This is a genomic window from Ramlibacter henchirensis, assembly GCF_004682015.1.
GTDB classification, from domain to species: domain Bacteria; phylum Pseudomonadota; class Gammaproteobacteria; order Burkholderiales; family Burkholderiaceae_C; genus Ramlibacter; species Ramlibacter henchirensis.
Genome location: NZ_SMLM01000003.1, coordinates 647,935 through 673,762 on the forward strand (window position 1 = coordinate 647,935; position 25,828 = coordinate 673,762).

Consider the following 25,828-nt stretch of genomic DNA (forward strand, 5'->3'; position numbering starts at 1 on the left):
GAAGTTAACTGAAAAGCCGGCGTGCCTGCGTCGAGCCGGCAGCCAGGTCGCGCGCCTCGAGCGTGTCGTACAGCTGCTCCAGGTCGGCGGCGATCACGTCCATGGCTTCGGACTGGATCGGCTGGCCGTTGTCGTCGGTGATCGCCCCGTCCATCGCCTTGGCCAGGCCGATGGCGGCCTCGCACATGCGCGCGAACGGCTGCTCGGCGCGGTGCACCTGCGGCACGTCCAGGCTGAGCGTGACGTCGCGGATGGCCGACTGCGCCGGGTCTTCGGACAGGGCCGCCTGCGTGTCGAAGGACAGCACCAGCAGGGGCGGATGGCCCGGCTGCGACGCGGGCATGACCAGCCGGCCGGGGATGGCGCCGGCCACGAAACCGAAGCGGCCCGCATTCTGCTGCACGTAGCCGGGGCTCCAGGCCGCATTGCGCGCGCGCAGCGTGAAGCCCAGTTGCGCGTCATGCTGGCTGGCGAACTGGTCGAGCTCCCGCGCGCGCGCCACCTCATGCAGCATTTCCGGGAATTCGGGCGCGCCGTTGACGGCATCCGCGAAGGCCTGGGCCTTGACCACGAACTCGGAGAACTCGATCTCGTTGAGCGCGCCCATGCGATTGGCCAGTTGCACGCCGGCCTGGAAGGCGATGTAGCGCTGCCCGGCGTGCGGCGTTTCCCAGTGCTGGCTGGCTTCGTTCAATCCTTCGATGGCGAAAGGCTTGCTGCCCGCGCGCCGCGTGGCCGGCAGCGCCCCGAGCGCGGCTTCGCCGGAGACGGGCGATTCGACGGCGATCGGCGCGAGCACGTCGATCAAGGCGTCGAGGCCGGGTTTTCGCTCCGGTACGGGCAACGGCGGCGCGGTTTCGGAGTCGAACACCGGCTCGATGGCGAGGTCGGGATCGACGGGCTCGCTGCGTTGCGGCGGCTGCTGCGCTTGGCGCGGGGCCAGCTTGCGCGTGGTCCAGGCGTTCCAGGCCACGAGCAGCGCGAGCACCAGGCCGCCGAGGATGGCGAGGCCGAGGGTGAAGCCGCTCACGGGGTCGGGCCCTCACCCCGTCCCTCTCCCGCAAGCGGGAGAGGGTGGGAACGGCGCGTGTCGCGCATGGCGCTCACGCGGCTTCAGCCATGGACACGGCGGATTCCATGTCCACCGCGACGATGCGCGAGACGCCCTGCTCCTGCATCGTGACGCCGATCAACTGCTCGGCCATCTCCATCGCGATCTTGTTGTGGCTGATGAACAGGAACTGGGTTTCTTTGCTCATGCTGGTCACCAGCTTGGCGTAGCGCTCGGTGTTGGCGTCGTCCAGCGGCGCGTCCACCTCGTCCAGCAGGCAGAACGGCGCGGGGTTGAGCTGGAAGATCGCGAACACCAGCGCGATGGCCGTGAGCGCCTTCTCGCCGCCCGAGAGCAGATGGATGGTCTGGTTCTTCTTGCCGGGCGGCTGCGCCATCACCTGCACGCCGGAATCGAGGATCTCCTCGCCGGTCATCACCAGCTTTGCATTGCCGCCGCCGAACAGCTCCGGGAACATGCGGCCGAAGTGGTCGTTGACGACCTTGAAGGTGCCGGCCAGCAGCTCGCGCGTCTCGCCGTCGATCTTGCGGATCGCGTCTTCCAGCGTGGTGATGGCCTCGTTCAGGTCGGCCGACTGCGCGTCCAGGAACTGCTTGCGCTCGCGCGCGGTGGACAGCTCGTCCAGCGCCGCGAGGTTGACCGCGCCCAGCGCCGCGATCTCGCGGTGCAGCCGGTCGATGTCCCCCTGCATGCCCGAGAGGCGCACGTTGCCTTCCTCGACGGACTTGACCACGGCCTCCAGGTCGGCGTTGGCATCGGTCAGTTGCTGCGTGTACTGCTCGAGGCCCAGGCGGGCGGCCTGTTCCTTGAGCTGCAGGTCGGTGATGCGCTGGCGCAGCGGGTCCAGCTCGCGTTCGAGCTGCAGTCGGCGCTCGTCGCTGGCGCGTAGCTTGGCGGTCAGGTCGTCGTACTCGCTGCGCTTGGCGCCGAGGGCCTGCTCGCGCTCGGACTTCAGCTGCAGGGCGCTTTGCAGGCCTGCCTGGGCCGCCGCGTCCGTGAGGCGGGAGAGTTCGTTGCGAGCGCGCTCCTCCTCTTCGGCGATGGAACCGGCCTGCTGGCTGGCGGTTTCGATGGCGCGCTGCAGTTCGCCGCGCCTGGCCTCGAGCGATCGCTGCGAGAACTGCGCCTCCTGGGCCTGCCGCTCCAGGCTGCGCTGCTGCTCGCGCGCCTGGGCCAGCTTGCGCTCCGCCTCGATCACGCGCTCGTCCAGCTGGGCATGCCGCTCCTGGCTGTCGGCAAGCTGCATGTCCAGTTCCTCGAAGCGGCCTTCGGCGGCGACGCGGCGCTCCTGCAGTTCCTCCAGCAGCGCATCGACCTCGGCCAGATCGCCGGCGATCTGCTCGCTGCGGGCCCGGGTCTGTTCGGCCAGCTGCGTCAGGCGCAGCGTTTCCACCTGCAGTTCGTGGGCGCGGCTCTGGGTCTCGGCGGCCTCGCGGCGCGCCGTCACCAGGCGCTGGGAAGCATCGGTGTACGCGGCCTCGGCCCGCACCAGGGCCGAACGCGTCTCCTCGGTGATCAGGGCCTGGGCGCGCAGTTGCTTCTCCAGGTTCTCGATCTCCTGCTGCCGCGCGAGCAGGCCGGCGCGCTCGGAATCCTGCGCATAGAAGCTCACGCTGTGCGCCGTCACGCAGTGGCCGCTGCGCACGAAGATGGCCTCGCCCGGCTTGAGCCTGTCGCGCGCCGCCAGCGCCTCGTCGAAGCTCGCGGCGGTGTAGCAGCCAGTCAGCCAGTCGGCCAGCAGCGCCTTCTGGCCGGCGTCGTTCAGCCGCAGCAGGTCCGACAGACGCGGCAGCGCGCCGGCGGCTTCGGGCACTGCGGCTGCCGGCGGCGTGTAGAAGGCCAGCTTGGCCGGCGGCGCGTCGGCGGCGAAGGCCTTCACCATCTCCAGGCGCGAGATCTCCAGCGAGGACAGGCGCTCGCGCAGCACCGATTCGAGCGCGTTCTCCCAGCCTTGCTCGATGTGGATGCGGCTCCACAGCGCCTGCAGGCCGTCGAGGCCGTGCCGGGCCAGCCAGGGCTTGAGCTTGTCGTCGGTCTGGACTTTTTCCTGAAGGGCCTTGAGCGCCTCCATGCGGGCGGACAGGTCGGCCTGCTTGTGGCTCTCGCTGTTGACCGCCTGCTGTTTCGCGCGCCGGTCCTCGTCGAGCGCGGGCACCTGCTCCTGCAGTTCATGCAGGCGGGCATCGGCGGCTTCGGCGGTTTCCTGCGCCGAAGCGAGCTGCTGCTGCAGGTTGGCCAAGCGCGCTTCGTCGGGGGCCGCCAGCGCGTTGCGATCGACGACCAGGCGCTCTCGCCGCTGGTTGAGCTGGCGGCTCTGTTCCTCGATGTTGCGCTGGTCCGCCGCCAGCACCTGGATCTGCTGCTGCACCTGGGCGACGCCCGTGCGCTGCTCGGCCGACTTGGCCTGGGCCTGCCGCAGCGCATCTTCCATGTCGGGCAGCGCCATCGACTGTTCCTCGACCTGGGCCGACAGCAGCGCCGCCTTCTCCTCGGCGTCGACGGCCTGGCCGGCGAGGGTCTCGATCTCCGCGGCCGCGTCGTCCTTGCGCGCGGCCCACTGCGCCGTCTGTTCTTTCAGCTGCTGCAGGCGCTGTTCGACGCGCTGCCGGCCTTCGACCACGAAGCGGATCTCCGCCTCGAGCCGGCCGACTTCCGCGCTGGCTTCGTACAGCAGGCCCTGCGCCTGGTTGACCTGGTCGCCGGCCGCGTAGTGGGCCTGGCGGATGGTCTCCAGCTCGCTCTCCACATGCCGCAGGTCGGCGACACGCGACTCGAGGTCGTTGACCGCCTTGGCGGCATCGGCCTTGAGGCGGCCCTGGTCGGCCTCGGCCTCGGCGCGCTTGAGGAACCACTGCTGGTGCTGCTTGAGCGTGACCTCGGCCTGCAGCGAGTTGTACTTCTGCGCCACCTCGGCCTGCTTCTCCAGCTTGTCGAGGTTGGCGTTGAGCTCGCGCAGGATGTCTTCGACCCGGGTGAGGTTCTCCCGCGTGTCCGAGAGCCGGTTCTCGGTCTCGCGGCGGCGCTCCTTGTACTTGGAGACGCCCGCCGCTTCCTCCAGGAACAGGCGCAGCTCCTCGGGCTTGGATTCGATGATGCGGCTGATCGTGCCCTGGCCGATGATGGCGTAGGCGCGCGGGCCCAGGCCTGTGCCGAGGAACACGTCCTGCACGTCGCGCCGGCGCACCGGCTGGTTGTTGATGTAGTAGCTGCTGGTGCCGTCCCGCGTCAGCACCCGCTTGACCGCGATCTCCGCAAACTGGCTCCACTGGCCGCCTGCGCGGTGGTCCGCGTTGTCGAAGACCAGTTCCACCGAGGACCGCGAGGCCGGCTTGCGCGTCGTGGTGCCGTTGAAGATGACGTCCTGCATGGACTCGCCACGCAGTTCGCTGGCCTTGGATTCGCCGAGCACCCAGCGCACGGCGTCCATGATGTTGGACTTGCCGCAGCCGTTGGGGCCGACCACGCCGACCAGCTGGCCGGGCAGCATGAAGTTGGTGGGTTCGGCGAAGGACTTGAATCCGGAAAGCTTGATGGAGGTGAGACGCACGGCGGCAAGCCCGGTGGAGGATTCGACAGCGCGGGCCGCGTGGGCGGCCCCTCGGAAAAGTGGGTCGGATGATACCCGTTGAGTTGCAGGGCCCGACACCCGGAAACGCCCGCCTCCGCCTGCAACAAGCGGTAAGCGCCGACACGGCGCAGACGGGCCGCCTTGCTAAGAAACCGGCATGGCGGGCAAGGTGTTCATCGGTGTTTCAGGCTGGCGTTACGAACCGTGGCGGGGCAACTTCTATCCCCGTGGCCTGGCCCAGTCGAAGGAGCTGTGGCACGCCGCCCGGCACTTCAACAGCATCGAGCTCAATGGCTCGTTCTATTCGCTGCAGCGCCCTTCCAGCTACGCCATGTGGGCGGAGCAGACGCCGCCGGGATTCGTCTTCGCCGTCAAGGGTGGGCGATTCATCACGCACATGCTGAAGCTGCGCAACATCGAGGCGGCCATGGGCAACTTCTTCGCTTCGGGGCTGTTTGCACTTGGCGACAAGCTGGGGCCGATCCTGTGGCAGTTCCCGCCGCAGATGCGGCTGAACCTGGAGCTGTTCGAGCAGTTCTTCGCGTCCCTCCCGAAGACGACCGCGACCGCGGCGAAGGTGGCGATGCAGCACGACTACCGGCTGAAGGGCCACGAGCTGCTGGAGCCCGTTCACCGGCAGCGGCTGCGGCATTGCGTCGAGGTGCGGCACGAGTCCTTCGTGGACACGGCCTTCATCGACCTCCTGCGTCGGTACGGCATCGCCTGGGTGGTGGCGGACACGCCCAACCCCTGGCCGCTCTACGAGGACGTGACGGCCGATTTCGTCTACATGCGGCTGCACGGGTCGACCGAGTTGTACAAGAGCCGTTACACGCCGGAGCAGATCGAGGACTGGGCGCGGCGCATCGATGCGTGGAGGAATGGCGGGCAGCCGAAGGATGCGCGGCTGATCTCGCGGAAGGCACCCGGGAAGCGTGAGGCGCGGGACGTGTACTGCTATTTCGACAACACGGACAAGCTGCACGCGCCGGACAACGCGCGGGAGTTGATGGTGGCGTTGGGGTTGCCGCTGGAGGTTTCGCCGACGGGGCGGTGGGCAGGGTGAATCGTGGGTCCTTCGGCGTCCGGGGCGGCGGCAGGCGAGCCCCGCCTGCCGCTTCAGACGCGGTGGCTCATTCGGCCCGCAGATCCCCGCCATTGACCGTCATTCCCGCGAAGGCGGGAATCCAGTGCGTCCGCTTTCGCGGACTGTTCGGGAAGCACTGGATCCCCGCCTTCGCGGGGATGACGAAGATGGCGCGGGGGGTTCTTCAACTGCTCGATCAAGCACACGGCTTCCACGCGGCAGGCCGTGCCTGGCCCGGGCGATTTGTGGGACGAGCGGGGTGAGAAGTCCGTTTCAACTTCCTCTCCCAGAGGGAGAGGGAGCAAAGACAGCTCTCAGGCCACCTCCTCGTGCAGGCAAAGGCAATTCCCCTCCGTGTCGTAGAACCACGCCGCCTTCTCCGACCCGAGGACGCACACATGGTTCTCCGTCTTCAGCCCCGGCATGTCGTAGTCCTCGAACTTCACGCCGGCTTTTTCCAGCTGGCGGATTTCGGAGGCGATGTCGCGTACCTCGAAGCTCAGCGCCGTGTGCTCGGCCTTGGTGGCCTGCTCGCGAGGGAACAGGGCGACCGTCGACCCGCCGACGTGGTAGAGCACTTTCCCGTCGGGCAGCGAGCCATCGGCGCGCAGGCCCAGCTTGCCCTCGTAGAAGGCCCTCGCGCGCTGCATGTCGACGACGGGCAGCATGGTGGTCACGGCGCTTTCGGACAGCATGGCGGGTCTCCTTGCGAAATGTGGCGTCAAGGATAGTGGGCGGGTGCGGCGTTTCAAGCTGCCGAGCCCGGCCGTGGCGAAGTCGGCATGGCAACGCAACCGATAATCCGCACCCATGAATCCCCTCCTGGCCCGCCTGCAGCCCTACCCCTTCGAGCGGCTGCGGCAACTGTTCGCGGGCGTGACCCCGAATCCCGCGTACCGCCCGATCAGCCTGGGCATCGGCGAACCGAAGCACGCGACGCCCGCCTTCATCAAGCAGGCCTTCGCCCAAGCCATCGAAACCCCCGGCACGGACTTCGCCGCCTACCCGCCCACGATCGGAACACCCGCGCTGCGCGAAGCCTTCAGCGGCTGGCTGGGCCGCCGCTACGGCCTGAAGGTGGACCCGGCCACGCAGGTGCTGCCGGTGAACGGCTCGCGCGAGGCCCTGTTCGCGTTCGCGCAAACGGTGATCGATCCGACCAGGCGGCCGGTCGTGGTCTGCCCGAATCCGTTCTATCAAATCTACGAAGGCGCAGCCCTTCTCGCGGGCGCGCAGCCGTACTACGCGCCCTCGGACCCGGCGCGCAACTTCGCGGTCGACTGGGACAGCGTGCCTGCGGGCGTCTGGGCCCGGACACAGCTGCTGTACGTCTGCTCGCCCGGCAATCCCACGGGCGCGGTGATGCCGCTGGAGGAGTGGCGCAAGCTGTTCGAGCTCTCGGACCGCCATGGTTTCGTGATCGCCTCGGACGAGTGCTACAGCGAGATCTACTTCCGCGACGAACCGCCGCTGGGCGGCATGGAAGCGGCGGCCAAACTGGGGCGCGCCGATTTCCGGCGGCTGGTCTCGTTCACCAGCCTGTCCAAGCGCAGCAACGTGCCCGGCATGCGCAGCGGCTTCGTGGCCGGCGATGCGCAACTGCTGAAAGCCTTCGCGCTGTACCGTACCTACCACGGCAGCGCGATGGCGCCGCCGGTGCAGGCCGCCAGCATCGTCGCGTGGGGCGATGAGCGGCACGTCGAAGAGAACCGCGCGCAGTACCGCCGCAAGTTCGCCGAAGTCACGCCGGTGCTCACGGACGTGCTGGACGTGCGCCTGCCCGATGCGAGCTTCTACCTCTGGGCCGGCGTGCCCGGCGGCGACGACCAGGCTTTCGCCCGCGAGCTGCTGGCTCAATACAATGTGACGGTCCTGCCCGGGAGCTTCCTGGCCCGCGAGAGCGGCGGCCGCAACCCCGGCGCCGGCCGGGTGCGCATGGCGCTGGTGGCCCAGACCGCCGAATGCCTCGAAGCCGCGCAGCGCATCGCCCGATTCATCCAACAACATTCCGCCTGAACCATCCATGACCGCACAACTGCAACAGACCATCGACGCCGCCTGGGAGAACCGCGCGAGCCTCTCCCCCAAGGGCGCGCCCAGGGAAGTGACCGAGGCGGTCGAGCACGTCATCGCCGAGTTGAACCATGGCCGCCTGCGCGTGGCCACCCGCGAGGCCGTGGGCAAATGGACCGTGCACCAGTGGATCAAGAAGGCGGTGCTGCTGTCGTTCCGCCTCAAGGACAACGAGCTGATGAAGTCCGGCGAGCTGGCCTTCTTCGACAAGGTGCAGACCAAGTTCGCCCACCTCTCGCCCGAGGAGATGGCGGCCACTGGCGTTCGCGTGGTGCCGCCCGCCGTGGCACGCCGCGGCAGCTTCATCGCCAAAGGCGCAGTGCTGATGCCCAGCTACGTCAACATCGGCGCCTATGTCGACGAAGGCACGATGGTGGACACCTGGGCCACGGTCGGTTCCTGCGCGCAGGTGGGCAAGAACGTGCACCTGTCCGGCGGCGTCGGCTTGGGCGGCGTGCTGGAGCCGCTGCAGGCCAACCCGACCATCATCGAGGACAACTGCTTCATCGGCGCCCGCTCCGAGATCGTGGAAGGCGTGATCGTCGAGGAGAACTCGGTCGTCTCCATGGGCGTGTACATCGGCCAGAGCACCCCCATCTACGACCGCGCCACCGGCGAGGTGAGCTACGGCCGCATCCCGGCCGGCTCGGTGGTGATCTCCGGCAGCCTGCCGAAGGACGGCGGCAAGTACAGCCTGTACGCCGCCATCATCGTCAAGCGGGTGGACGCCCAGACCCGCGCCAAGACCAGCCTGAACGACCTCCTCCGGCCCTGAGGGCGTTGCAACTCCCGTACGCTGAAAACGCAGAGATCACGCAGAAATCGCAGAAAGTCTGAAGACTTCGTTCTTTTTCAGCGCTTTCTGCGTAACCTCAGCGTTTTCTGCGTACGTGTCTTGCGTACAGCTGTCCTGAACAACCGGAGGGGAACATGAGCACGATGGAGCGCATCCTGCGCCTGATGGGCGAGAAGAAGGCGTCGGACGTCTACCTGTCCGCCAACGCGCCCGCCCTGATCAAGATCAACGGCCAGTGCGTGCCGATCAACAACCAGCTGCTGCCGGCCGACGCGCCCAAGGCGCTGCTGGCCGAAGTGCTGCCGGCGCGCCGCATGACGGAGCTGGAGGAGACGGGCGAATTGAACATGGCGCACGCCATCGAGGGCGTGGGCAACTTCCGCTTCTCGGCAATGCGCCAGCGCGGCACCTATGCCGCGGTGATCCGCTACATCACCACCGAGATCCCGCCGCTGGAATCACTCAACGTCCCCATGATCCTGGGCGACCTGATCATGGCCAAGCGCGGCCTGCTGCTGATGGTGGGCGCCACCGGCGCCGGCAAGAGCACCACGCTGGCGGCGATGATGGACTACCGCAACGAGAAGGCGGCCGGCCACATCCTGACGATCGAGGACCCGGTCGAATTCCTGTTCAAGAACAAGAAGTCGGTGGTCAACCAGCGCGAGGTCGGCAGCGACACCCAGTCGATGCAGACCGCGCTGAAGAACGCGCTGCGCCAGGCGCCCGACGTGATCCTGATCGGCGAAATCCGCGATCGAGAGACGATGTCGGCCGCCATCGCCTACGCGCAGTCCGGCCACCTGTGCCTGGCCACCATGCACGCCAACAACAGCTACCAGGCGCTCAACCGCGTCCTCTCGTTCTACCCCGTCGAGGTGCGCCCCACGATGCTGGGCGACCTCGCGGCGGCCATGAAGGGCATCGTCTCGCAGCGGCTGCTGCGCACCGTCCACGGCGGGCGCGTGCCTGCGGTGGAGGTGATGCTCAACACCAAGCTGGTGTCGGAACTGATCGAGAAGGGCGACTTCTCCGGCGTGAAGGAAGCGATGGAGAAGTCCATGGCCGAGGGCTCGCAGACCTTCGAGCAGGCCATCGCCAAGCTGATCGTCGACGGTGTGGTGGACAAGAAGGAAGGCATCGCCAACGCCGACTCGCCCACCAACCTGCAATGGCGCCTGCAGAACGACTTCGGCCAGGGCGCCGCGGCGGACCGGGCCGAGGAAGGCGCGAGCGAAGAGGACCTGTCGGACGAGCCCTCGTTCACCGAGATCACGCTCGACGTGAAACACTGAAAATCGTCGTTCCCGCGGAGGCGGGAATGACGTGCATCCCATGAAGACCCTCCACCTCACCGAGCAGCTGATCTCGCGCCGCTCCGTCACGCCCGAGGACGGCGGCTGCCAGCAGTTGCTGCGCGCGCGTCTCGAGCCCCTGGGCTTCGACTGCGAGACCATCACGAGCGGCCCGGAGAGCTTTCGCGTCACCAATCTCTGGGCCAAGCGGCCCTCCTCCAGGCCCGACGCGCCGACGCTGGTGTTCGCCGGCCACACCGATGTCGTGCCCACCGGCCCGCTGGAGCAATGGAGCAGCGATCCTTTCGTCCCCGCGCACCGCGACGGCAAGCTGTACGGCCGCGGCGCGGCGGACATGAAGACGTCCATCGCCGCCTTCGTCGTCGCGGTGGAGGAATTCCTGGCGGCGCGGCCCGATCCGGACCTGTCGATCGCCCTGCTGATCACCAGCGACGAGGAAGGCCCGGCGCTCGACGGCACGGTGGTCGTCTGCGAACGGCTCAAGTCGCGCGGCGAACGCCTGGACTTCTGCATCGTCGGCGAACCCAGCTCGGTTAGCCGCCTGGGCGACATGATCAAGAACGGGCGCCGAGGCAGCCTCTCGGGCAAGCTGGCCGTGAAAGGCGTGCAGGGCCACATCGCCTACCCGCAGCTGGCCCGCAACCCGATCCACCAAGCCATGCCGGCGGTGGCCGAACTGGCGGCGATCGAATGGGACCGCGGCAACGAGTTCTTCCCGTCCACCAGCTTCCAGGTGAGCAACATCCACGGCGGCACCGGCGCCACCAACATCATCCCGGGCGAAGTCGTGGTGGACTTCAACTTCCGCTTCTCCACCGAGTCGACGCCCGACGGGCTGCGCCAGCGCGTGCACGAGGTGCTCGACCGGCACGGACTGGAGTACCGGCTGGACTGGACGCTGGGCGGTCAGCCCTTCCTGACCCGTCCCGGCAAGTTGGTCGACGCTGCCCGGCAGGCCATCCGCGATGTTGCCGGCGTGGAAACGCAGCTCTCGACCACCGGCGGCACCAGCGACGGGCGCTTCATCTCGCAGATCTGTCCGCAGGTGGTGGAACTCGGCCCGGTCAACGCCACGATCCACAAGATCGACGAGCACGTGGCGGTGGCCGACATCGAACCGCTGAAGGACATCTACCGGCGCACGCTGGAGCTGCTCGGGGCCTGACCTCCGCTTGCGTCGCGGGATGACGCAAACTTCCCGCATGACCCTTCTGCAGCTCATCGACTCCTGCGCCGACCGGCTGCGGCAGGCCGGCGTCGCCTTCGGCCACGGCACCACCAACGCCTTCGACGAAGCGGCCTGGCTGGTTCTCTGGAAGCTTGGCCTGCCGCTGGACGCCCTGGAAGACCACGAACACGACGAGGTGGACGAGGAGGCGGCCGCGAGGGTGCGAGCCCTCATCGAAGAGCGCATCACGACCCGCAAGCCTGCCGCCTATCTCACCGGCGAAGCCTGGCTGCAGGGCGTGCCCTTCCACGTCGATGAGCGGACGATCGTGCCGCGCAGCTTCATCGCCGAACTGCTGGCCGACGGCACCGTTGACTCATGGCTGGGCGAGCACACCCGCCGCGTGCTGGACCTGTGCACCGGCAACGGCAGCCTGGCCGTGCTGGCGGCGATGACTTACCCGGACGTGGTGGTCGACGGCGCCGACCTCTCGGCGGAGGCGCTCGAGGTCGCCCGCCTCAACGTCGAGCGGCACGGGTTGCAGGACCGCATCCGGCTATTGCGCTCGGACGGACTGCAGGACGTAGACGGACCCTACGACCTGATCCTCTGCAACCCGCCCTACGTCAACAGCACGAGCCTGTCGCAGCTGCCGCCGGAGTACCGCGCCGAGCCCAAGCTCGCGCTGGCCGGCGGCGAGGACGGGATGGACTTCGTGCGCGACCTGCTCCGCGACGCGCCCGCGAAGATGAGCGAACAAGCCGTCCTCGTGCTCGAGATCGGCAACGAGCGCGACAACTTCGAGCGCGCCTTCCCGCGCCTCGAAGCCGTCTGGCTCGAAACGAGCGCGGGAGCGGACCAGGTCCTGCTGCTGACGCGTGAGGCGCTGGTGCGAAAATCGCTGCCCTCGCCCCGCCAGGAACGCTGATGTCCGCCATCACCCGCCGCACCACTCTCGCCGCCCTGGCTGCCGCCGGCGCGGGGCCGCTGTTCGCGCAGGCGCTCGCGGGGCCGATCCGCATCCTCGTCGGCTTCCCGGCCGGTGGCACGATCGACGTGGTCGGCCGCGTGCTGGCCGACAAGCTCAAGGACGAGCTGGGCGTGCCCGTGGTGGTCGAGGTGCGCGCCGGGGCCGGCGGGCAGATCGCGGCCCAGGCGCTGAAGCAGGCCGCACCGGATGGCCGCACCTTGCTGCTGTCGCCCGACCACACGATGGTCACCATCCCGCTGACCGTGCGCAATCCGGGCTTCGACGTCGCCAAGGACTTCGTTCCGGTCGCGCAGGTCGCCCGCTACCTCGGCGCGCTCGCGGTCGCCTCCAACACGGGCGTGAAGAACCTGGCCGAGTACCTCGCTTGGCTGAAGGCGAACCCCGCGCGCGCGAGCGTCGGCGTGCCCGCGCCGGGCAGCCTGCAGCAATTCAGCCTGGCGACGATCTCGCGCGCCGCCGGAGTGCCGGTGGCGGCCGTTCCCTACCGCGGTTCGCAACCTCTGGTGGCCGACCTCGCCGCGGGGCAGGTGCCGGCGGGCATCACCGCGCTGGGCGACTTCCTGGAGTTCCACGCCACCGACAAGCTGCGCGTGATCGCCACCATCGACACGCGCCGCGCGCCGCAGCTGCCCGACGTGCCGACCTTCAACGAACAGGGCATGAAGCTGGACTTCAACTTCTGGCTGGGCCTGTTCGCGCCGGCCGGAACGCCCACGCCCGCAGTCCAGCGCATCAACGCCGCCGTGGCCAAGGTGCTCGCGCAGCCAGACGTGCGCGAGCGCATGGTCAAGCTGGTGTTCGAGCCCACCACCGGCACGCCCGCCGCGCTGGCGGAGCGCATCGCCGCGGACACGCGCTACTGGGACCCGATCATCAAGTCGTCCGGCTGGGTGCCGCAATGACACGGCCGGCCGCGGCCCCGCGGCGCGTCGGGCTGATCGGCTTCGGCTTCATCGGCCGGCAGGTCTTCGAGCGGCTGCGGTCCGATCCGCACTTCGCAGTCGCGTTCGTGCACAACCGCAGCACGCCCGCGGTCGCCGAAGTGCCCTCCGGTTTGCGATTGGACGACCTGGCCGATGCGGCGTCGCGCACGCCCGACCTGGTGGTGGAGATGGCGCACCCCGAGTACACCCGCCGTTGGGGCGAATCGCTGCTGCGGCACTCCGACTACCTGCCGCTTTCGGTGACCGCACTGGCGGATGACGAGCTTCGTGAACGCCTGCTGGCGACGGCGCGCGGGCACGGCACGCGCCTGCTCGTGCCGCACGGCGCGCTCATGGGCACCGACAACCTTGCCGAGGGCCGCTGGAAGCGCGTGTCCATCACCTTCTGGAAGAACCCGGCCCACATCGACTTCAGCGAGTCGGGGCTGGACCCGTCCATGATCCGCGGCGAGACCGTGGTGTACGACGGCCCGGTGCGCGGCATCGCCGACCTGTTCCCGCGCAACGTCAACACGATGGTGACGTGCGCGCTGGCCACCACCGGCCTGGACGCGTGCCATGCGCGGCTGGTGGCGGTGCCCGGCTACGAGCGAGGCCGCATCCTGGTCGAGGCCATCGGCGCCGGCGGCGCCCTGCTGCGCCTGGAAAAGGAGCAGCCGATGGCCGGCGTCTCCGGCACCGAGATGTTCGAGTCGCAGTGGCGCTCGATCCGCCGCGCGGCGGGCGTTCCCGACAGTCCCGACTTCATTTGAGTTTTCCTTCTTCATGATCACGCTGCGCAACCTGACCCTGCGCCGCGGCGCCAAGGTGCTGCTGGACAAGGTGTCGGTGACCCTCAACCCCGGCGAAAAAGTCGGTTTGGTCGGCCGCAACGGCGCCGGCAAGTCCAGCCTGTTCGCCCTCTTCAACGGCAGCCTGCACGAGGATGCCGGCGAGTTCTCCATTCCGGCGCAGTGGCGTTTGTCGCAGGTCGCGCAGCACATGCCCGAAACGGACGAGAGCGCCACCGCCTTCGTGCTGGGCGGCGACACGCGCCTGATGGAACTCCGCGACGAGCTGGCGCAGGCCGAGGTTTCGGGAGACGGCATGCGGATCGCGCACGCCCACTCCGACCTGGGCGACGCGGGCGAGCACGACGCCGTGCCGCGCGCGCAGGCGCTGATCCTCGGCCTCGGCTTCAAGGTGGCCGAACTCGGCCTGCCGGTGAACAGCTTCTCCGGCGGCTGGCGCATGCGGCTGCAGCTTGCGCGGGCGCTGATGTGTCCGTCGGACCTGCTGCTGCTGGACGAGCCCACCAACCACCTGGACCTGGACGCCCTGGTCTGGCTGGAAAGCTGGCTGCAGCGCTACGCCGGCACGCTGGTGGTGATCAGCCACGACCGCGAGTTCCTGGATGCGGTGACGAACGTGACGCTGCACATCGAGAACAACAAGCTCACTCGCTACGGCGGCAACTACAGCTCGTTCGAGACGCTGCGCGCGCAGCAGCTCGAGCAGCAGCAGTCGGCGTTCACGCGGCAGCAGGAGCGCATCGCGCACCTGCAGAAGTTCATCGACCGCTTCAAGGCCAAGGCCACGAAGGCGCGCCAGGCGCAAAGCCGCGTCAAGGCGCTGGAGCGCATGGAGAAGATCGCGCCCGTGCTGGCCGAGGCGGAGTTCGGCTTCGAGTTCAAGGAGCCGGCGAACCTGCCGAACCCGATGCTGGTGATCGGCGATGCGCAGCTGGGTTACGGCGAGAAGGTCGTCCTGCGCAACGTCAACCGCTCCGTGCTGGCGGGCCAGCGCATCGGCATCCTCGGCGCCAATGGCCAGGGCAAGTCCACGCTGGTCAAGACCATCGCACGGCAGATCCCCGCACTGGGCGGCACGCTCACCGAAGGCAAGGGCCTGCACATCGGCTACTTCGCGCAGCAGGAGCTGGACGTGCTCACGCCCGACAGCAATCCGCTGGAACACATGGTGCGGCTGGCGCGTGACGTCGGCCCGCAGGCGCGCGAGCAGGAGTTGCGCAACTTCCTGGGCAGCTTCAACTTCTCCGGCGACATGGTCGCGCATGCCGTGGGCACCATGAGCGGCGGCGAGAAGGCCCGACTGGTGCTGGCGATGATCGTCTGGCAGCGCCCCAACCTGCTGCTGCTGGACGAGCCGACCAACCACCTGGACCTGGCCACGCGCGAAGCGCTGTCGGTCGCGCTGAACGAATTCGAAGGCACGGTGCTGCTGGTCAGCCACGACCGGGCCCTGCTGCGCGCCGTGTGCGACGAGTTCTGGCTGGTCGGCGGCGGCAAGGTGGGGCCGTTCGACGGCGACCTGGACGACTACCAGCGCTACCTGCTCGACGAAGCGAAGCGGCTGCGCGAAGCGGCCCGGCTGGAGTCGGCGGCGGCCAGCGTGGTCGAAGCGCCGGCTCCGCAAGAGCAGCGCCGCGCGGATGCCGCGGCCCGCCAGCAGGCGACCGCTCGCGCGAAGCAGCTGAGGAAGGAGCTGGCGCAGGCCGAGCAGCGCATGGCCGGCCTGCAGGCCGACAAGGACGCGCTCGAGCAGCGCCTCTCGGGCGGCCTTGCGCCGGCCGAGATGGCGGAAACGGGCCGGCGGCTGAAGACCGTCACGCAGGAACTGGAAGCGGCCGAAGAGCGCTGGCTGGCGCTGTCCGGCGAACTCGAGGCGCTCGAGGCTTCGGCCTGAAGGTCCCGCTGCGCGCACGCCTGCCGCAGAATCGGTGGCCATGGCGACATCGCTGCAAATGGCCGCAGGCGATCCGCTCCTGCTGGAGCGCGTGCGCGCCTGCCGCCGGCTGCTCAACCGCCGTGCCGTGGTCGGTGCGGCAGCGAGCGCCGTTCCCGTTCCGGGCCTGGACTGGGCGGTGGACGCCGCGCTGCTCAGCCGCCTGCTGCCCGAGATCAACGCGCAATTCGGGCTGACGCCGGAGCAGCTCGACAGGCTCCCGCGCCATCAGCGCGAACAGGCGCAAAAGGCGATCTCGGTGGTCGGCTCGCTCGTGGTCGGCAAGGTGGTCACGCGCGACCTGGTGATCCGGCTCGCCCGCGCCGTGGGCGTGCGCATGAGCGGCAAGCAGGCGGCGCGCTACGTTCCGGTGGCGGGCCAAGCGGTGGCGGCGCTGATGGGGTACGCCGCCATCCGGTACCTCGGCGAAGAGCACATCAAGGATTGCGTGCGCGTCGTGCGCGAAGCGGGGCTGGCGCTGCCGCCCGCGCCGCTGTCAATGGTTGAGCGACTGAGCTGAGAGCTCGCGCAGCACCTGCTCGTTGTCCAGCAGGCGGGCCACCAGCAGCGCCCCCTGGCGCAGCCAGCGCAGGTCGCGCTCGGAAGTGGCGGGGTCGGTCACCGCACTCACGCAGCAGAGCTTGCCCAGCACGCGGCCGTCGCGCAGGACCACCGTCGATTCCAGGAGCGAGCGCCCGTCACCCGCGTCGACGCCGGTGGCCGCTGCGGCCGCGAGCCCATGCGCGATCGTCTCCACGACGCGGAACCGCCGCGAGCCTTCGGTGAACTGGCCGACGAAGACCACGTCCATGCCGTGTTCGCGCAGCATCCCCAGCACCACCCGGATCGCCTCCTCCTGCCCCGGGACGGAGGTCGGGGACGAATGGGAACGGGAGGCAGCGGAAGAGATCAGCATGGCGTTCGAAAGCGACATGGGAATCCTACCCATCCGACTTTTGGGTGGTGTGCCGCCGCGTAACAGCCGGCACGCGGGCGGCAACAATATGGATGAGGCAGGAGGCCCGCGCCACGTGCCGCTTCCGAGCGGAAACGGGCCCTGTCAAGGCGCTGCGCCACAAGTGTCGCAATGGATGAGCCTGGTTACTTCTGGGACACGGGTGCGGCATCTTCGCAACGCGCGTTACTCGCATGCCGCGCCGCCGACCGAGTGCGCCGCTTTCCTTCGCGGTCCGATGAGCCGGACCTACACGGCCGCGCCGGGCGTCTGGCTACCGTGTTCCGATCCACTTGGGAGATCCACATGGCAGACGACAAGAGCAAATCGCAAGGCCAGGACCGCGAGCGCATCAACGTCCACCAGGACTACGAACTGCGCGACTGGGCCAGGAGCCTGAACACCACGCCCGAGCGCGTCAAGGAAGCGGTGCAGGCCGTCGGCGACCGCGCCGAGAAGGTTCGCGAGTACCTCAAGAACAAGTAAGCCGGCGGATGGGCCGCCGCGCTTGGCGCCCGGTCGACCGCAGCGAGCGATGAAGGCGGCCGCACGCCGCAGCACCGCCGCCCCGCCGCGGACGCGGGCGGCCGGAGGCGATGCGTTTACCGTCACGCACGCGAGCCGTGTGATCGATCCCTCCACGGGGTTCACCAAACTCGACCTGGCGCGCTACTACGCGACCGTCGCCCGGTGGGCGCTGCCGCACCTGCGCGGCCGCCATGCGTTCATCCGCAGGGCGCCGGAGGGCCTCAAGCGCCCTTCCTTCTTCCAGGAACATCCCGAGGGCCTGCCGGGACTGAAGGGAACCGACCCCGCGCTGTGGCCGGGGCACGCGCCGGCGATCACTTTCGAGACCGCCGAAGACCTGGTCGCGGCCGTGCAGCTGGGGATGATCGAGATCCACACCTGGAATTCGACGGCGGCCGCCGTCCTGCAGCCCGACCGGCTCGTGTTCGACGTCGACCCCGGCGAGAACGTTGCGTGGGACCAGGTGCGCCAGGCCGCGATGCTGACGCGCACCCTGCTGGGGGAGCTGGGCCTGCGCAGCTGGGTCAAGACGACGGGGGGCAAGGGGCTCCACGTCGTCGTGCCGATCGTCCCCGAAGCGGATTTCCCGGCGGCCAAGGCCTTCTGCCGCCGCGCGGTGGAGCACCTGGCGCGCACGCTCCCTCAGCTGTTCGTGGCCAAGTCGGGACCGCGCAACCGCGTGGGCCGCGTCTTCGTCGACTATCTGCGCAACGGGCAATCGCAGACGACCGCGGCGGCGTTCTCCGCGCGTGCGCGGCCCGGGCTTTCGGTGTCGATGCCCGTGCGCTGGGAGGAACTGGATCGCGTCTCCGGCCCCGGCGAATGGAACATCGTCAGCGCCCTCGAACGCCTCGCCGGCCTGAAGCAGGACCCTTGGGCGAGCTTCTGGAAGACGCGCCAGTCGCTGCTGCCCGCCGCTCGTGCGCTGGGTTGAGCCTGCGTCCTACAGCTCAGTCACTCCGGCCGCTGCAGCATGGACCTGTCGTTCACAGGAGAGTGCCATGCCGAACGCCAAGCCTGCGTGCGGTCCCTGCAATCACAACTGCGAACAGGGCCGACGCTGCCCGGCGCGCCGGCCCGTGCCGAGCTCCGAGCTTCTTGCGCGCTTCGTCAAGCTGTTCCGGCACCAGCGAACTCCGAATAGCGCCCCTCCGCAGTGACGCCCGACGCGGCCGATCCAGCCGGGTTGACGCGGCAAAAAGAAAGCCCGCTCAAGGCGGGCTTTTTCTTCTTGGGTGGTAGGACGTGCAGGATTCGAACCTGCGACCAACGGATTAAAAGTCCGCTTCCCCTAGGCAGTTGTGGACATCCGTAGACAACCTCCCGACCTTGCTCTACTCTTAAAACCGTCCATAGTTGTCCACGGACGGACAACAGCATCGGCCAGAAAACTGTCACGGAAACTGTCACCGTCTCGGGGAACGGACTAGGAGGAGAGTCGGTGACAGTCACCCCGGGACAGATGATCAAGGAGCTCCAGGCCGGCCAATCGGCGCGTCTGGTAAAGATCGAGCATGGCGGCTCACTTGAGGCGCGGCGCCTGAACTCGGGCAACGTCATGTTGTACTGGCGACATACGCGGGAGGGCCGTACCGAGCGAACCCCGATCGGCCCATGGGACTCCGCCGCGCCGCCGAAGTCGACCGATCCCACTCCCCGCGGCTACTCCATCACTGCCGCGACAGTCGCAGCCCGTGGAATGGCCAAGGAGGACGCAGAGACACCCGGGGGCCTGCGCGCCCAGCGAGAGCGAGAAGCGGCTGCCCAGGCTGCTGCGGCCCACGAGAAGGCCTCACGCGAGCGCTACACCTTGAAGGCCCTGTGCGCCGACTACGTCGCCTACCTGAAGGGCAAGCAGAAGGCCTCCTGGCGGGATGCCGAGAACATCTTCCAGAACCACCTGCAGGCGGCCTTTCCGGAGCTTGCCGCCAAGCCAGCGGCGCAGGTCGAGCGGCGGGAGATCGTCGAGGCCGTGCGCCGGCTGACCGAGGCGGACAAGGCGACCACTGCCCGGAAGCTCCGCGCCTACGTCCGGGCCGCGTACTCGTGCGCCGTGCGGGCCGATTCGGACCCTGCCCTGCCCTCCTCCTTCATCGCCTATCGGGTCACGACCAACCCTGTCGAGGGGATGGCGGCCATCAAGAGCCAGGCGGACAAAAATCCGCTCTCGGCCGCGGAGCTGCGGCGGTACTGGAAGGCGCTGCAGGAGGTCGACGGGCCGGTCGGTGCGGCGCTGCGGCTGCAGGTTGTGAGCGGTGGCCAGCGGCCGCTCCAGCTCGCCCGTCTCACCGCCAACGACATCGCGGGCGACACCCTGCGCCTGCTGGATCCGAAGGGCAAGCGCGACGAGCCCCGCGAGCACTTCCTGCCGATCACCAGGCCGATGCGGACGGAGCTGGACCGATTGCCGGCCACCGGCTTCAAGCTGTCGACTGACGGGGGCACGACTCCGATGCACGCGACAAGCCTGTCCGCGTGGGCATCCGAGATCGGCGCCGCGGCCAGGATCGAGGGCTTCCAGCTGAAGCGGGTGCGCAGCGGGATCGAGACCCTCCTGGCCGAGGCCGGCGTCTCGCGTGAGATCCGCGGGCACCTGCAGTCGCACGGCATCAGCGGCGTGCAGGCGGTGCACTACGACGCTCACACCTACCTGCCCGAGAAGTGCGAGGCGCTTGACGCTCTGTACCGGCTGCTCGAGCGGGAGCCGGCAAAGAACTGGTCACGGATTGCAAGGAAGCGCGCCGCCTGAGCGACCACAGGTACCAGGTGCGCGGTACAGCGGCAAAGCGAGGCCAGCGAGCGATACGCAACTCCGATGAGGCGCTCTGTTGAAGACACTCAGGTCGCCGCACAAGCGCATCCGATCGCCAGCGCCGCTTGCAGTGTCTTCGTGGTTGGCGGTTTGAGGCGAGCTTTCATATTCTTGCAATTTCGCGGCTGGCGAGCTTCACCGGAAAGATTCCGCACTTGGGCACTCCACGGGCGTTTAGCAACGCTAAATCAAGAAGCCGAGTGCGCGCCGGAGACAGCTAGCTATTGAGCCTTCTATAAAGCCGTCACTTCCCGCCCTCTGTGGTCCGAAGCTCTTACCACGGTGTCACTCATACCGTTTGTTCTGACACCACAGCTATTTAGCACCGCTAAATAAGGGCCGTCTACAAGTAGGTGTGATCGTCTGCTTCTAGCTGCAGATATCTCGTGCGTTGCGGGCAATGAACGCCTTCTTTGCCTCTAGACGGCGGCCCATTGATCGGATGCAATGCCGTCTCTCTTCACCGATCATCATGCGACTTGAACAATTCATTCGACCTGCCGAAATGCCGAAGCACACAGGCTGCGCACAATCAACCGCATACGCCGATGTGAAGGCGGGTCTTCTCCCACCTCCAGTAAAGCTTGGCCGCCGTTCTTCAGGCTGGATTGCCAGGGAAGTAGCTGCCGTTCAGCAGGCGCGGATCGCCGGCTCTAGCGAGGGCGAGATCCGCAAGTTGGTGGCGGAACTCGTTAGACAGCGGCACACGGCAACTACATAACCAGCACACGTATGATTTTTTTTGAGCATCACCTCGGCGATCACATACGCAAAACCATGCAGTTAACCATGGTCGAGGAAGGTGCATATCGACGCCTGCTGGATGCCTACTATATGACCGAGCAGCCGATCCCACGAGCGTTCAAGGATGCTTGCCGCGTGGCGCGCGCAACGTCCAAGCGCGAGCGCGACGCGGTCTGCATCGTCCTCGGAAGGTTCTTCCACGAGACCTCGCAAGGTTGGCTTCATACACGCTGCGAGTCCGAAATCGCGCACTACAAGGAAAAACGAGTGAAGGCGCAGCGCAGCGCATTTGCAAGATGGGGTACACGCAATCCGCAGGAAGGCGATGCGAACGCATCTGATGTGCGCAGCGCAGGCGCAATCCGAACGCACACTGAACGCGATGCTCACCACACACCAGCCCCCAACCCCCAATCTCCAAGCCCGGCGGATGCCACACACTCTCCAGCCGTTGACGTGCGTGAACACGCAGAGCGGGTGTGCGAAGCGCTGAAGGAAGCAGGCATCGACCGGGTGAACCCCGCAGACCCTACGTTGCTCTCGCTGCTACAAGGCGGCGCCACGCTCCAGCACTTCACTGCCGCAGTCGAAGGATCGATGCGCAAGCACAACCCGTTCGCGTACGCCCTCGGCACGGTAAAGGGGCAGCTCGCCGAAGCCGCACAGATTGCAATGAGCCCGAGACCCAGCCCATCTGCCCGCGCGCCGACGCTCGTCGAGCGCCGCTCCCAAACGACCGCTGAGCTGACCGGCCAAACTGGTGAAAGGTTCGACGATGAAGTCCGGGATAAAAGCACTATCGACGTGGACGCCAAATTCCTTCGGTGAGCAGCCCCCGATGCCACTGCAATTGGTGGAGCAGATCTTCACTCACCTGCACGCGCAGTTCGGCACAAAGGTCGCAGACCTTTTCGCCGGGGTGCCTGCCGCTACCGTCAAAGCCGAATGGGCGGCAGCTCTTGCGGGGTTTCGTGCAGCCGAGATTCGCCGGGGCCTGAGGTCCTGTCAAAGCCGTGTCTTCGCCCCGACACTAGGCGAATTCCGGCGCCTTTGTAGGCCGGCACTCGATCCGAATTTCGCATGGCACGAGGCATACGCCGGCATCGGTCAGCGCGCGGCAGGGCACACAGGGGAGTGGTCACATCCCGCCGTGTACAGAGCGGCCTGCGGCTTTGAGCACGAACTGCGCACTGGTAGCTACCTTCAGCACCAGAAAGCATGGGAGTGGCGGCTTGACAGGGAATTTCGGAACGGCTGGCAAGACGACATACAGAAGCCGCTCCAGGCGCTTTCACTTCAGCCGACTACGCGCAGCCCGACTGTTGAGGAGCGAGAAAGCCTAGCCTCGTTGCGCAACTCGATGGTCTCCACGTCAACTTCGTCAAGTCCTCGCCCTAAGTGTTCTGGCGAGCCGTGCCCCACCCCCCGTATGGGTCCTTCTGCCAGAACTGTCTTGCGGGTGATTCGACCCCCGACGTTTCGCTAGTGCCTGGAATTTCGAATTACTTGACAGTTGACAAAGAGGCGGAGGATGAGCGGACAGTGTTTCGGACTTGTGCTGATGAAATACCCTGGAGGAGGTGGAGATTTCAAGCTTGCCCTTGCACTTGGGGACAGTGCTGATGACGAGGGATATGTTTACGTTGAGGCGACTCTGGACTTGCTGCATCGGGCACGCTTGACAGAGCAGGGCTTTCGCCGAGCACTCGCGCAGATGAAAGCCAAAGACTGGCTGACGGCAATCAACTCGAATGAGTGCCTCTATCAGCTGAAGCCACCGGGGGAAAGCGTCCCTTGGAGGCGCGGTGGCGTGAGGTCTCCCAAGGTCTCTTTGGTCCGCTGAAAACGGAACGCCGGATGAACAATCCGCCGGTTGATGTCCGCTTCCGCCACCCATAGCTGACATCGGAATGGCTCTGGAAGTTGCGATCGAAAGCAGCGTGATTGGGGGCGCAGCCCTGTTCAGCCGCTGCCCGCAGCCGCAACGCCGAAAGCGCGCCTTCGCCAATCCCAGCCTTGCTCCGGAGATCACACCGGCGTCAAAGTGCCCGCCCAGGAGGGAGCGGATCCGGCTGCGGCCGGCCGCTTGCTCATGGCCATGACCGGCGTCCGCGCCGCGTGCCAGCCGACGAGCGAGCCGGTGACGAGGAGCAGTCCGCCGATGCAGACGATGGCCTTCCTGGGCCGCGCCCTTGACGTTCAGAGGGCGCGGATGGGGTGATGTGGCGGAGAGGGCGTCCGCAAAAGTTCAGTCGTGGCAAAGCGCCGGGGAGCACCCGCCAGTTTACCCATCGATGAGCCCACCTTCCCTCGGCGGGTTGAGCAGTACGAGATGCGCAGAAGCGCGCTTTGCCTAGTGCCCCGGGGAACAGGTGGGGGAACCAGATAGCAGCTCACGCTGCTTACCTGGCCTCGGCCCAAGTGGCGCTGCCGCGTGTTCAAGGTCCTAGACGTGGCTCGAACTCGAGAAAACGTCAGCAGGCACCTGAGCGTTGACAATCACTTTGCGCCCTTGAAGCGGGCTCGCACGTCCATGGCTGCACTCTCGATCGGCTCGCCTCCGGGAGTGAAGTAGTCGACCGGTGGCGCAACGAAGATCACCATCGGAAGGTTCGGCGAGAGCTCGTCGACGGGGCGCCAGTCGGAACAGAAGCCCAGGAGCTCGGCGGCCTTACCGCATAGTTCTGTCAGCATCGCAACGGCAGGGCCTCAAAGCTTGACGACCGTCTTGCCAAAATTGCCGCCGGTCATGCGCCACGGCGGGTGTCAGGCTAGGACTCGCCAACTCAGGGGACAACCTGGAGCGGCTTGTCTGGCCAATGTTCTCAGCGCTCATAAGGCATGAGAACCTCACTCGAATGGACCTCCAATGAGCGACCTCGAAGAGCAGCTACCAGCAGAAGATCGCGTCAACGGGATGCAGGCGGCAACGCGCCTGAGTTTGATCAGCTCACAGGCGAGGCGCGTAAGAAGCGTAGGGCCGCCGATGATCTCTTCTGCATCATCTTGCGCGGTGAAAAAGAGAAAAGCCCCTGACCCGCAGGCCAGAGGCTATGAACAGAGCGCAGGAGACATGCGCCCTCAAGCTTTTCCCACCCCCATCTCGAATGTAGGGGGCTGCCGCAACGCTCGGCGTCACAAATGGTGGCTCTGGGAGAGGTGTGCAGCGAAGAAACCACGCCGATTCTGGGATTCGCCATCCGTGTGAATTAGTGCCTTTCGAGCCATTGTGTCTAATCGTTACGATCAGCTCATGAACCTACAGTTCACAGGCGACGAGCAGAAGACAACCCTCTCGGGCGGCCTTGATACGGTCGGAGAAACCGAGGAGCTCGTGGTTGGTCCCGTGTCTGGCTACTACCTGGCTTGCTACACGGTGAGGACGCGAGGCGGCTTTGTGGGATACGCCAAGGTTTGCTATTCGCACCCCAGCTGCCCATGGAGTGTTTTGTCGTGGCGCAAGATCAGTTCAGGGCCGCACGCCACGAGCGAAGAAGCCTTTGAAGCAGTCGTCACCAGGAGCAAGTCTGTGCTCGCAAAGGCCCGGCCGGAGCGCCTGTCCCTACTGCGCATGTTCATGAAGCCGGCTGCTGATTAGCGAGCTCTCAGCGGTGGTTCTTGCCGACCCGCGTGAACGGGTCCAACTCGTCGAATTGACTGGGCCGAGCCTCCCGCACTCGCACCGAAGCAGCTGGTGTGAGGCTGCCAAACTGGCTGTCAAGCTGGAACTGCGACTGTTCCCATAGGTCCCAAGCTGCCTCGTCTTGTTCCTCGCGGACCTCGGGCAGCGGCGGTGGCTCTGAATGGACCGGAGCAGCCTGAGCACGGACTGGCCTGCTTTCCGGTACGCGGGGCGTCGTCAGTGGGCGCTCTACTGATTCTCGGCGCTTGAACCACTTGAACATCTGGAGTCGCCTCCCGTGCGACTTCGACCTACTGCGCACTTTCCGTGCTGTAACTCCCCAGCGCGATTGAACACTTCACCCGCCATGGGGTCAAGAGGCGCGGACCAGAACAGAACGCCTCTGTGCCGAAGGCGCAACTCGGTGGCACAGTCCCTTCCGTGCCCGTGACCATCCCCGCCCCCATGCATGCCCCGGCGCAGCGTCGAGCTGCCTTCAAGGACCCCGAGTGGGCTACGAGCTGAAGTTCGATGGCTATCGCTGCATGACTGGAATTGAGGCGGAGGGCACAGAGCGAGCCGGCGCGGCCCCACGCGTCCGCCTCCAGACCAAGAGCGGGGCTGACTGCTCCACGTGTTTCCTGAGGTGCTGGAGGCCTTGGGCAAGCTCTCAGGTGGCCCGCATGTTCTGGACGGAGAGGTCTGCGTGTTGCGCCCTGACGGACGAGCGACTTCAACACCTTGTAGGAGCGCGCGCGGCGCAGGCAGTGGTATTGAGGGGCCCCGGCAGTCACCTACTGCGTCATCGACCTGCTGGTGCGAGATGGCCGGAACGTCATGCGGCTGCCGCTGGTCGAGCGCAAGAGGCAGCTTGAGGAGGTCCTGGCGGGGGCACTTAAGGGTCCGCTGCTGATCGTCAAGGACCTGCCCGCGGATGCCGCCTTGTTCAAGGCGATGCTCGGAGCAGGCCTGGAGATTGAGGGCGTGATGGCCAAGCGCCGCCAGAGCACCTACCAGCCGGGCGTGAGGAGTTCCGACTGGGTGAAGATCAAGCGGCCCGGGTGGCAAGAGGGGCGCGTCTGGACGGGCTGAGGCTCAGAAGGGCGGTGTCTTTCCGACGGATTTGTCCGCGGCGGTAAGCGCGCAAGTCAGACGATCGGTTGCCGCACGCCGCAACACGCGCACCCTGAGCTGGAGCTCGCGGCTTGGCGGCTCGCCTTTCCCATCCATGAATTTCATGTAAGCGGCTTGGACCTCCCGCTCGGCTTCACGGGCGGCAGCATCAGCTTCACGCCAGTTGTCGAACAGCTTCTGTAGGTCCGTTGCAGCCATTGGAAGGGTCAATCCCATCTGGGTCCGTCGGGGGCGCTGTCTTACCCTCAAAACTTGTAAGTGGCTCCAGTTCGGTGCTGGGCCTCACCGAAAGTG

General features: G+C 67.0%; 23 protein-coding genes and 1 tRNA gene. 17 read left to right on the plus strand and 7 right to left on the minus strand.

Annotated elements, in window-relative coordinates; all coding sequences use genetic code 11:
* Nucleotides 1-4: 4 nt before the first annotated feature.
* Both EZ313_RS21155 and smc read right to left on the minus strand, forming a co-directional pair.
* On the minus strand, nt 5-1,030 hold the full coding sequence (locus tag EZ313_RS21155) for a cell division protein ZipA C-terminal FtsZ-binding domain-containing protein (RefSeq protein ID WP_135265281.1): 1,026 nt from the start codon (nt 1,028-1,030) through the stop codon (nt 5-7).
* Nucleotides 1,031-1,103: 73 nt separating this feature from the next.
* Nucleotides 1,104-4,619 (minus strand): chromosome segregation protein SMC, encoded by a 3,516-nt coding sequence (gene smc, locus EZ313_RS21160; protein ID WP_135265282.1) that lies wholly within the window; start codon nt 4,617-4,619, stop codon nt 1,104-1,106.
* Between the two features lie 178 nt (nt 4,620-4,797).
* Here smc and EZ313_RS21165 point away from each other — a divergent pair, with 178 nt between their 5' ends.
* Nucleotides 4,798-5,706, plus strand: a complete 909-nt coding sequence (locus tag EZ313_RS21165) for a DUF72 domain-containing protein (RefSeq protein ID WP_135265283.1) — start codon at nt 4,798-4,800, stop codon at nt 5,704-5,706.
* Between the two features lie 335 nt (nt 5,707-6,041).
* Here the strand turns inward: EZ313_RS21165 and EZ313_RS21175 are convergent, their stop codons facing one another.
* A complete protein-coding gene (locus tag EZ313_RS21175; RefSeq protein WP_135265285.1) occupies nt 6,042-6,422 on the minus strand; it encodes a VOC family protein in 381 nt (126 codons plus the stop codon).
* A 115-nt stretch (nt 6,423-6,537) separates the two neighbouring features.
* Between EZ313_RS21175 and dapC the strand changes: the two genes are divergently transcribed.
* From dapC to EZ313_RS21220, 9 genes are all read left to right on the plus strand, one after another.
* A complete protein-coding gene (gene dapC / locus EZ313_RS21180) occupies nt 6,538-7,743 on the plus strand; it encodes a succinyldiaminopimelate transaminase (RefSeq protein ID WP_135265286.1) in 1,206 nt (401 codons plus the stop codon).
* A 7-nt stretch (nt 7,744-7,750) separates the two neighbouring features.
* On the plus strand, nt 7,751-8,575 hold the full coding sequence (dapD, locus tag EZ313_RS21185) for a 2,3,4,5-tetrahydropyridine-2,6-dicarboxylate N-succinyltransferase (protein ID WP_135265287.1): 825 nt from the start codon (nt 7,751-7,753) through the stop codon (nt 8,573-8,575).
* A gap of 155 nt (nt 8,576-8,730) precedes the next feature.
* Entirely contained in the window at nt 8,731-9,891 is a 1,161-nt protein-coding gene (locus tag EZ313_RS21190) for a PilT/PilU family type 4a pilus ATPase (RefSeq protein ID WP_135265288.1), read from the plus strand.
* Between the two features lie 40 nt (nt 9,892-9,931).
* Complete coding sequence (gene dapE / locus EZ313_RS21195) at nt 9,932-11,077, plus strand: succinyl-diaminopimelate desuccinylase (RefSeq protein WP_135265289.1); 1,146 nt, start codon at nt 9,932-9,934, stop codon at nt 11,075-11,077.
* 37 nt (nt 11,078-11,114) lie between these two features.
* Nucleotides 11,115-12,008, plus strand: a complete 894-nt coding sequence (gene prmB / locus EZ313_RS21200) for a 50S ribosomal protein L3 N(5)-glutamine methyltransferase (protein ID WP_135265290.1) — start codon at nt 11,115-11,117, stop codon at nt 12,006-12,008.
* Nucleotides 12,008-12,973 carry a Bug family tripartite tricarboxylate transporter substrate binding protein gene (locus EZ313_RS21205; RefSeq protein WP_135265291.1) on the plus strand — a complete coding sequence of 322 codons (966 nt, stop codon included), beginning with the start codon at nt 12,008-12,010 and terminating at the stop codon, nt 12,971-12,973. Before prmB ends, EZ313_RS21205 begins: the two co-directional genes overlap by 1 nt.
* Nucleotides 12,970-13,767 (plus strand): aspartate dehydrogenase domain-containing protein, encoded by a 798-nt coding sequence (locus EZ313_RS21210; protein WP_135265292.1) that lies wholly within the window; start codon nt 12,970-12,972, stop codon nt 13,765-13,767. The genes EZ313_RS21205 and EZ313_RS21210 overlap by 4 nt, the downstream gene beginning before the upstream one ends.
* Nucleotides 13,768-13,780: 13 nt before the next feature.
* The gene (locus EZ313_RS21215) at nt 13,781-15,700 is read left to right on the plus strand and encodes an ABC-F family ATP-binding cassette domain-containing protein (RefSeq protein ID WP_135265293.1); all 1,920 of its coding nucleotides are present in this window, start codon (nt 13,781-13,783) and stop codon (nt 15,698-15,700) included.
* 40 nt (nt 15,701-15,740) lie between these two features.
* Nucleotides 15,741-16,259: a hypothetical protein gene (locus tag EZ313_RS21220; protein WP_135265294.1), complete on the plus strand. Its 519-nt coding sequence runs from the start codon at nt 15,741-15,743 to the stop codon at nt 16,257-16,259.
* Here EZ313_RS21220 and EZ313_RS21225 read toward each other — a convergent pair.
* Entirely contained in the window at nt 16,236-16,673 is a 438-nt protein-coding gene (locus EZ313_RS21225; RefSeq protein ID WP_135265295.1) for a hypothetical protein, read from the minus strand. The genes EZ313_RS21220 and EZ313_RS21225 overlap by 24 nt on opposite strands.
* A gap of 327 nt (nt 16,674-17,000) precedes the next feature.
* On the opposite strand from EZ313_RS21225, the gene EZ313_RS21230 reads away from it, so the two are divergent.
* Both EZ313_RS21230 and ligD read left to right on the plus strand, forming a co-directional pair.
* Nucleotides 17,001-17,180, plus strand: a complete 180-nt coding sequence (locus EZ313_RS21230; protein ID WP_135265296.1) for a DUF3606 domain-containing protein — start codon at nt 17,001-17,003, stop codon at nt 17,178-17,180.
* A 49-nt stretch (nt 17,181-17,229) separates the two neighbouring features.
* Nucleotides 17,230-18,156 carry a non-homologous end-joining DNA ligase gene (ligD, locus tag EZ313_RS21235; RefSeq protein ID WP_135265297.1) on the plus strand — a complete coding sequence of 309 codons (927 nt, stop codon included), beginning with the start codon at nt 17,230-17,232 and terminating at the stop codon, nt 18,154-18,156.
* A 302-nt stretch (nt 18,157-18,458) separates the two neighbouring features.
* On the opposite strand, the gene EZ313_RS21240 is transcribed toward ligD, so the two are convergent.
* Nucleotides 18,459-18,547, minus strand: a tRNA-Lys gene (locus EZ313_RS21240).
* 116 nt (nt 18,548-18,663) lie between these two features.
* Here EZ313_RS21240 and EZ313_RS21245 point away from each other — a divergent pair.
* The 3 genes from EZ313_RS21245 to EZ313_RS21255 all read left to right on the plus strand — a co-directional run bounded on the left by EZ313_RS21245 (nt 18,664) and on the right by EZ313_RS21255 (nt 21,606).
* Nucleotides 18,664-19,971, plus strand: a complete 1,308-nt coding sequence (locus tag EZ313_RS21245) for a phage integrase central domain-containing protein (protein ID WP_135265298.1) — start codon at nt 18,664-18,666, stop codon at nt 19,969-19,971.
* 535 nt (nt 19,972-20,506) lie between these two features.
* Entirely contained in the window at nt 20,507-20,755 is a 249-nt protein-coding gene (locus EZ313_RS23820) for a helix-turn-helix transcriptional regulator (RefSeq protein WP_135265354.1), read from the plus strand.
* 11 nt (nt 20,756-20,766) lie between these two features.
* Entirely contained in the window at nt 20,767-21,606 is an 840-nt protein-coding gene (locus EZ313_RS21255; protein ID WP_135265299.1) for a YdaU family protein, read from the plus strand.
* 1,671 nt (nt 21,607-23,277) lie between these two features.
* Here EZ313_RS21255 and EZ313_RS21260 read toward each other — a convergent pair.
* The gene (locus EZ313_RS21260; RefSeq protein WP_135265300.1) at nt 23,278-23,472 is read right to left on the minus strand and encodes a hypothetical protein; all 195 of its coding nucleotides are present in this window, start codon (nt 23,470-23,472) and stop codon (nt 23,278-23,280) included.
* Nucleotides 23,473-24,031: 559 nt separating this feature from the next.
* On the opposite strand from EZ313_RS21260, the gene EZ313_RS21265 reads away from it, so the two are divergent.
* The gene (locus EZ313_RS21265; RefSeq protein WP_135265301.1) at nt 24,032-24,376 is read left to right on the plus strand and encodes a hypothetical protein; all 345 of its coding nucleotides are present in this window, start codon (nt 24,032-24,034) and stop codon (nt 24,374-24,376) included.
* Nucleotides 24,377-25,237: 861 nt separating this feature from the next.
* Complete coding sequence (locus EZ313_RS21270; RefSeq protein ID WP_240788728.1) at nt 25,238-25,492, plus strand: ATP-dependent DNA ligase; 255 nt, start codon at nt 25,238-25,240, stop codon at nt 25,490-25,492.
* A 3-nt stretch (nt 25,493-25,495) separates the two neighbouring features.
* Here the strand turns inward: EZ313_RS21270 and EZ313_RS21275 are convergent, their stop codons facing one another.
* On the minus strand, nt 25,496-25,732 hold the full coding sequence (locus EZ313_RS21275; RefSeq protein ID WP_135265303.1) for a hypothetical protein: 237 nt from the start codon (nt 25,730-25,732) through the stop codon (nt 25,496-25,498).
* Nucleotides 25,733-25,828 lie beyond the last annotated feature (96 nt).

Excerpts from the sequence above, each read along its gene's own strand:
- dapD (WP_135265287.1), top strand. The coding sequence starts at position 7,751 with ATGACCGCACAACTGCAACAGACCATCGACGCCGCCTGGGAGAACCGC.
- EZ313_RS21260 (WP_135265300.1), bottom strand. The coding sequence starts at position 23,472 with ATGCTGACAGAACTATGCGGTAAGGCCGCCGAGCTCCTGGGCTTCTGT.
- EZ313_RS21220 (WP_135265294.1), top strand. The coding sequence starts at position 15,741 with ATGGCGACATCGCTGCAAATGGCCGCAGGCGATCCGCTCCTGCTGGAG.
- EZ313_RS21205 (WP_135265291.1), top strand. The coding sequence starts at position 12,008 with ATGTCCGCCATCACCCGCCGCACCACTCTCGCCGCCCTGGCTGCCGCC.
- EZ313_RS21270 (WP_240788728.1), top strand. The coding sequence starts at position 25,238 with ATGCGGCTGCCGCTGGTCGAGCGCAAGAGGCAGCTTGAGGAGGTCCTG.
- EZ313_RS21215 (WP_135265293.1), top strand. The coding sequence starts at position 13,781 with ATGATCACGCTGCGCAACCTGACCCTGCGCCGCGGCGCCAAGGTGCTG.
- dapC (WP_135265286.1), top strand. The coding sequence starts at position 6,538 with ATGAATCCCCTCCTGGCCCGCCTGCAGCCCTACCCCTTCGAGCGGCTG.
- EZ313_RS21190 (WP_135265288.1), top strand. The coding sequence starts at position 8,731 with ATGAGCACGATGGAGCGCATCCTGCGCCTGATGGGCGAGAAGAAGGCG.
- EZ313_RS21165 (WP_135265283.1), top strand. The coding sequence starts at position 4,798 with ATGGCGGGCAAGGTGTTCATCGGTGTTTCAGGCTGGCGTTACGAACCG.
- EZ313_RS21230 (WP_135265296.1), top strand. The coding sequence starts at position 17,001 with ATGGCAGACGACAAGAGCAAATCGCAAGGCCAGGACCGCGAGCGCATC.
- EZ313_RS21275 (WP_135265303.1), bottom strand. The coding sequence starts at position 25,732 with ATGGCTGCAACGGACCTACAGAAGCTGTTCGACAACTGGCGTGAAGCT.
- dapE (WP_135265289.1), top strand. The coding sequence starts at position 9,932 with ATGAAGACCCTCCACCTCACCGAGCAGCTGATCTCGCGCCGCTCCGTC.
- EZ313_RS21255 (WP_135265299.1), top strand. The coding sequence starts at position 20,767 with ATGATTTTTTTTGAGCATCACCTCGGCGATCACATACGCAAAACCATG.
- EZ313_RS23820 (WP_135265354.1), top strand. The coding sequence starts at position 20,507 with ATGCGACTTGAACAATTCATTCGACCTGCCGAAATGCCGAAGCACACA.
- EZ313_RS21175 (WP_135265285.1), bottom strand. The coding sequence starts at position 6,422 with ATGCTGTCCGAAAGCGCCGTGACCACCATGCTGCCCGTCGTCGACATG.
- prmB (WP_135265290.1), top strand. The coding sequence starts at position 11,115 with ATGACCCTTCTGCAGCTCATCGACTCCTGCGCCGACCGGCTGCGGCAG.
- EZ313_RS21265 (WP_135265301.1), top strand. The coding sequence starts at position 24,032 with ATGAACCTACAGTTCACAGGCGACGAGCAGAAGACAACCCTCTCGGGC.
- EZ313_RS21210 (WP_135265292.1), top strand. The coding sequence starts at position 12,970 with ATGACACGGCCGGCCGCGGCCCCGCGGCGCGTCGGGCTGATCGGCTTC.
- ligD (WP_135265297.1), top strand. The coding sequence starts at position 17,230 with ATGAAGGCGGCCGCACGCCGCAGCACCGCCGCCCCGCCGCGGACGCGG.
- EZ313_RS21225 (WP_135265295.1), bottom strand. The coding sequence starts at position 16,673 with ATGTCGCTTTCGAACGCCATGCTGATCTCTTCCGCTGCCTCCCGTTCC.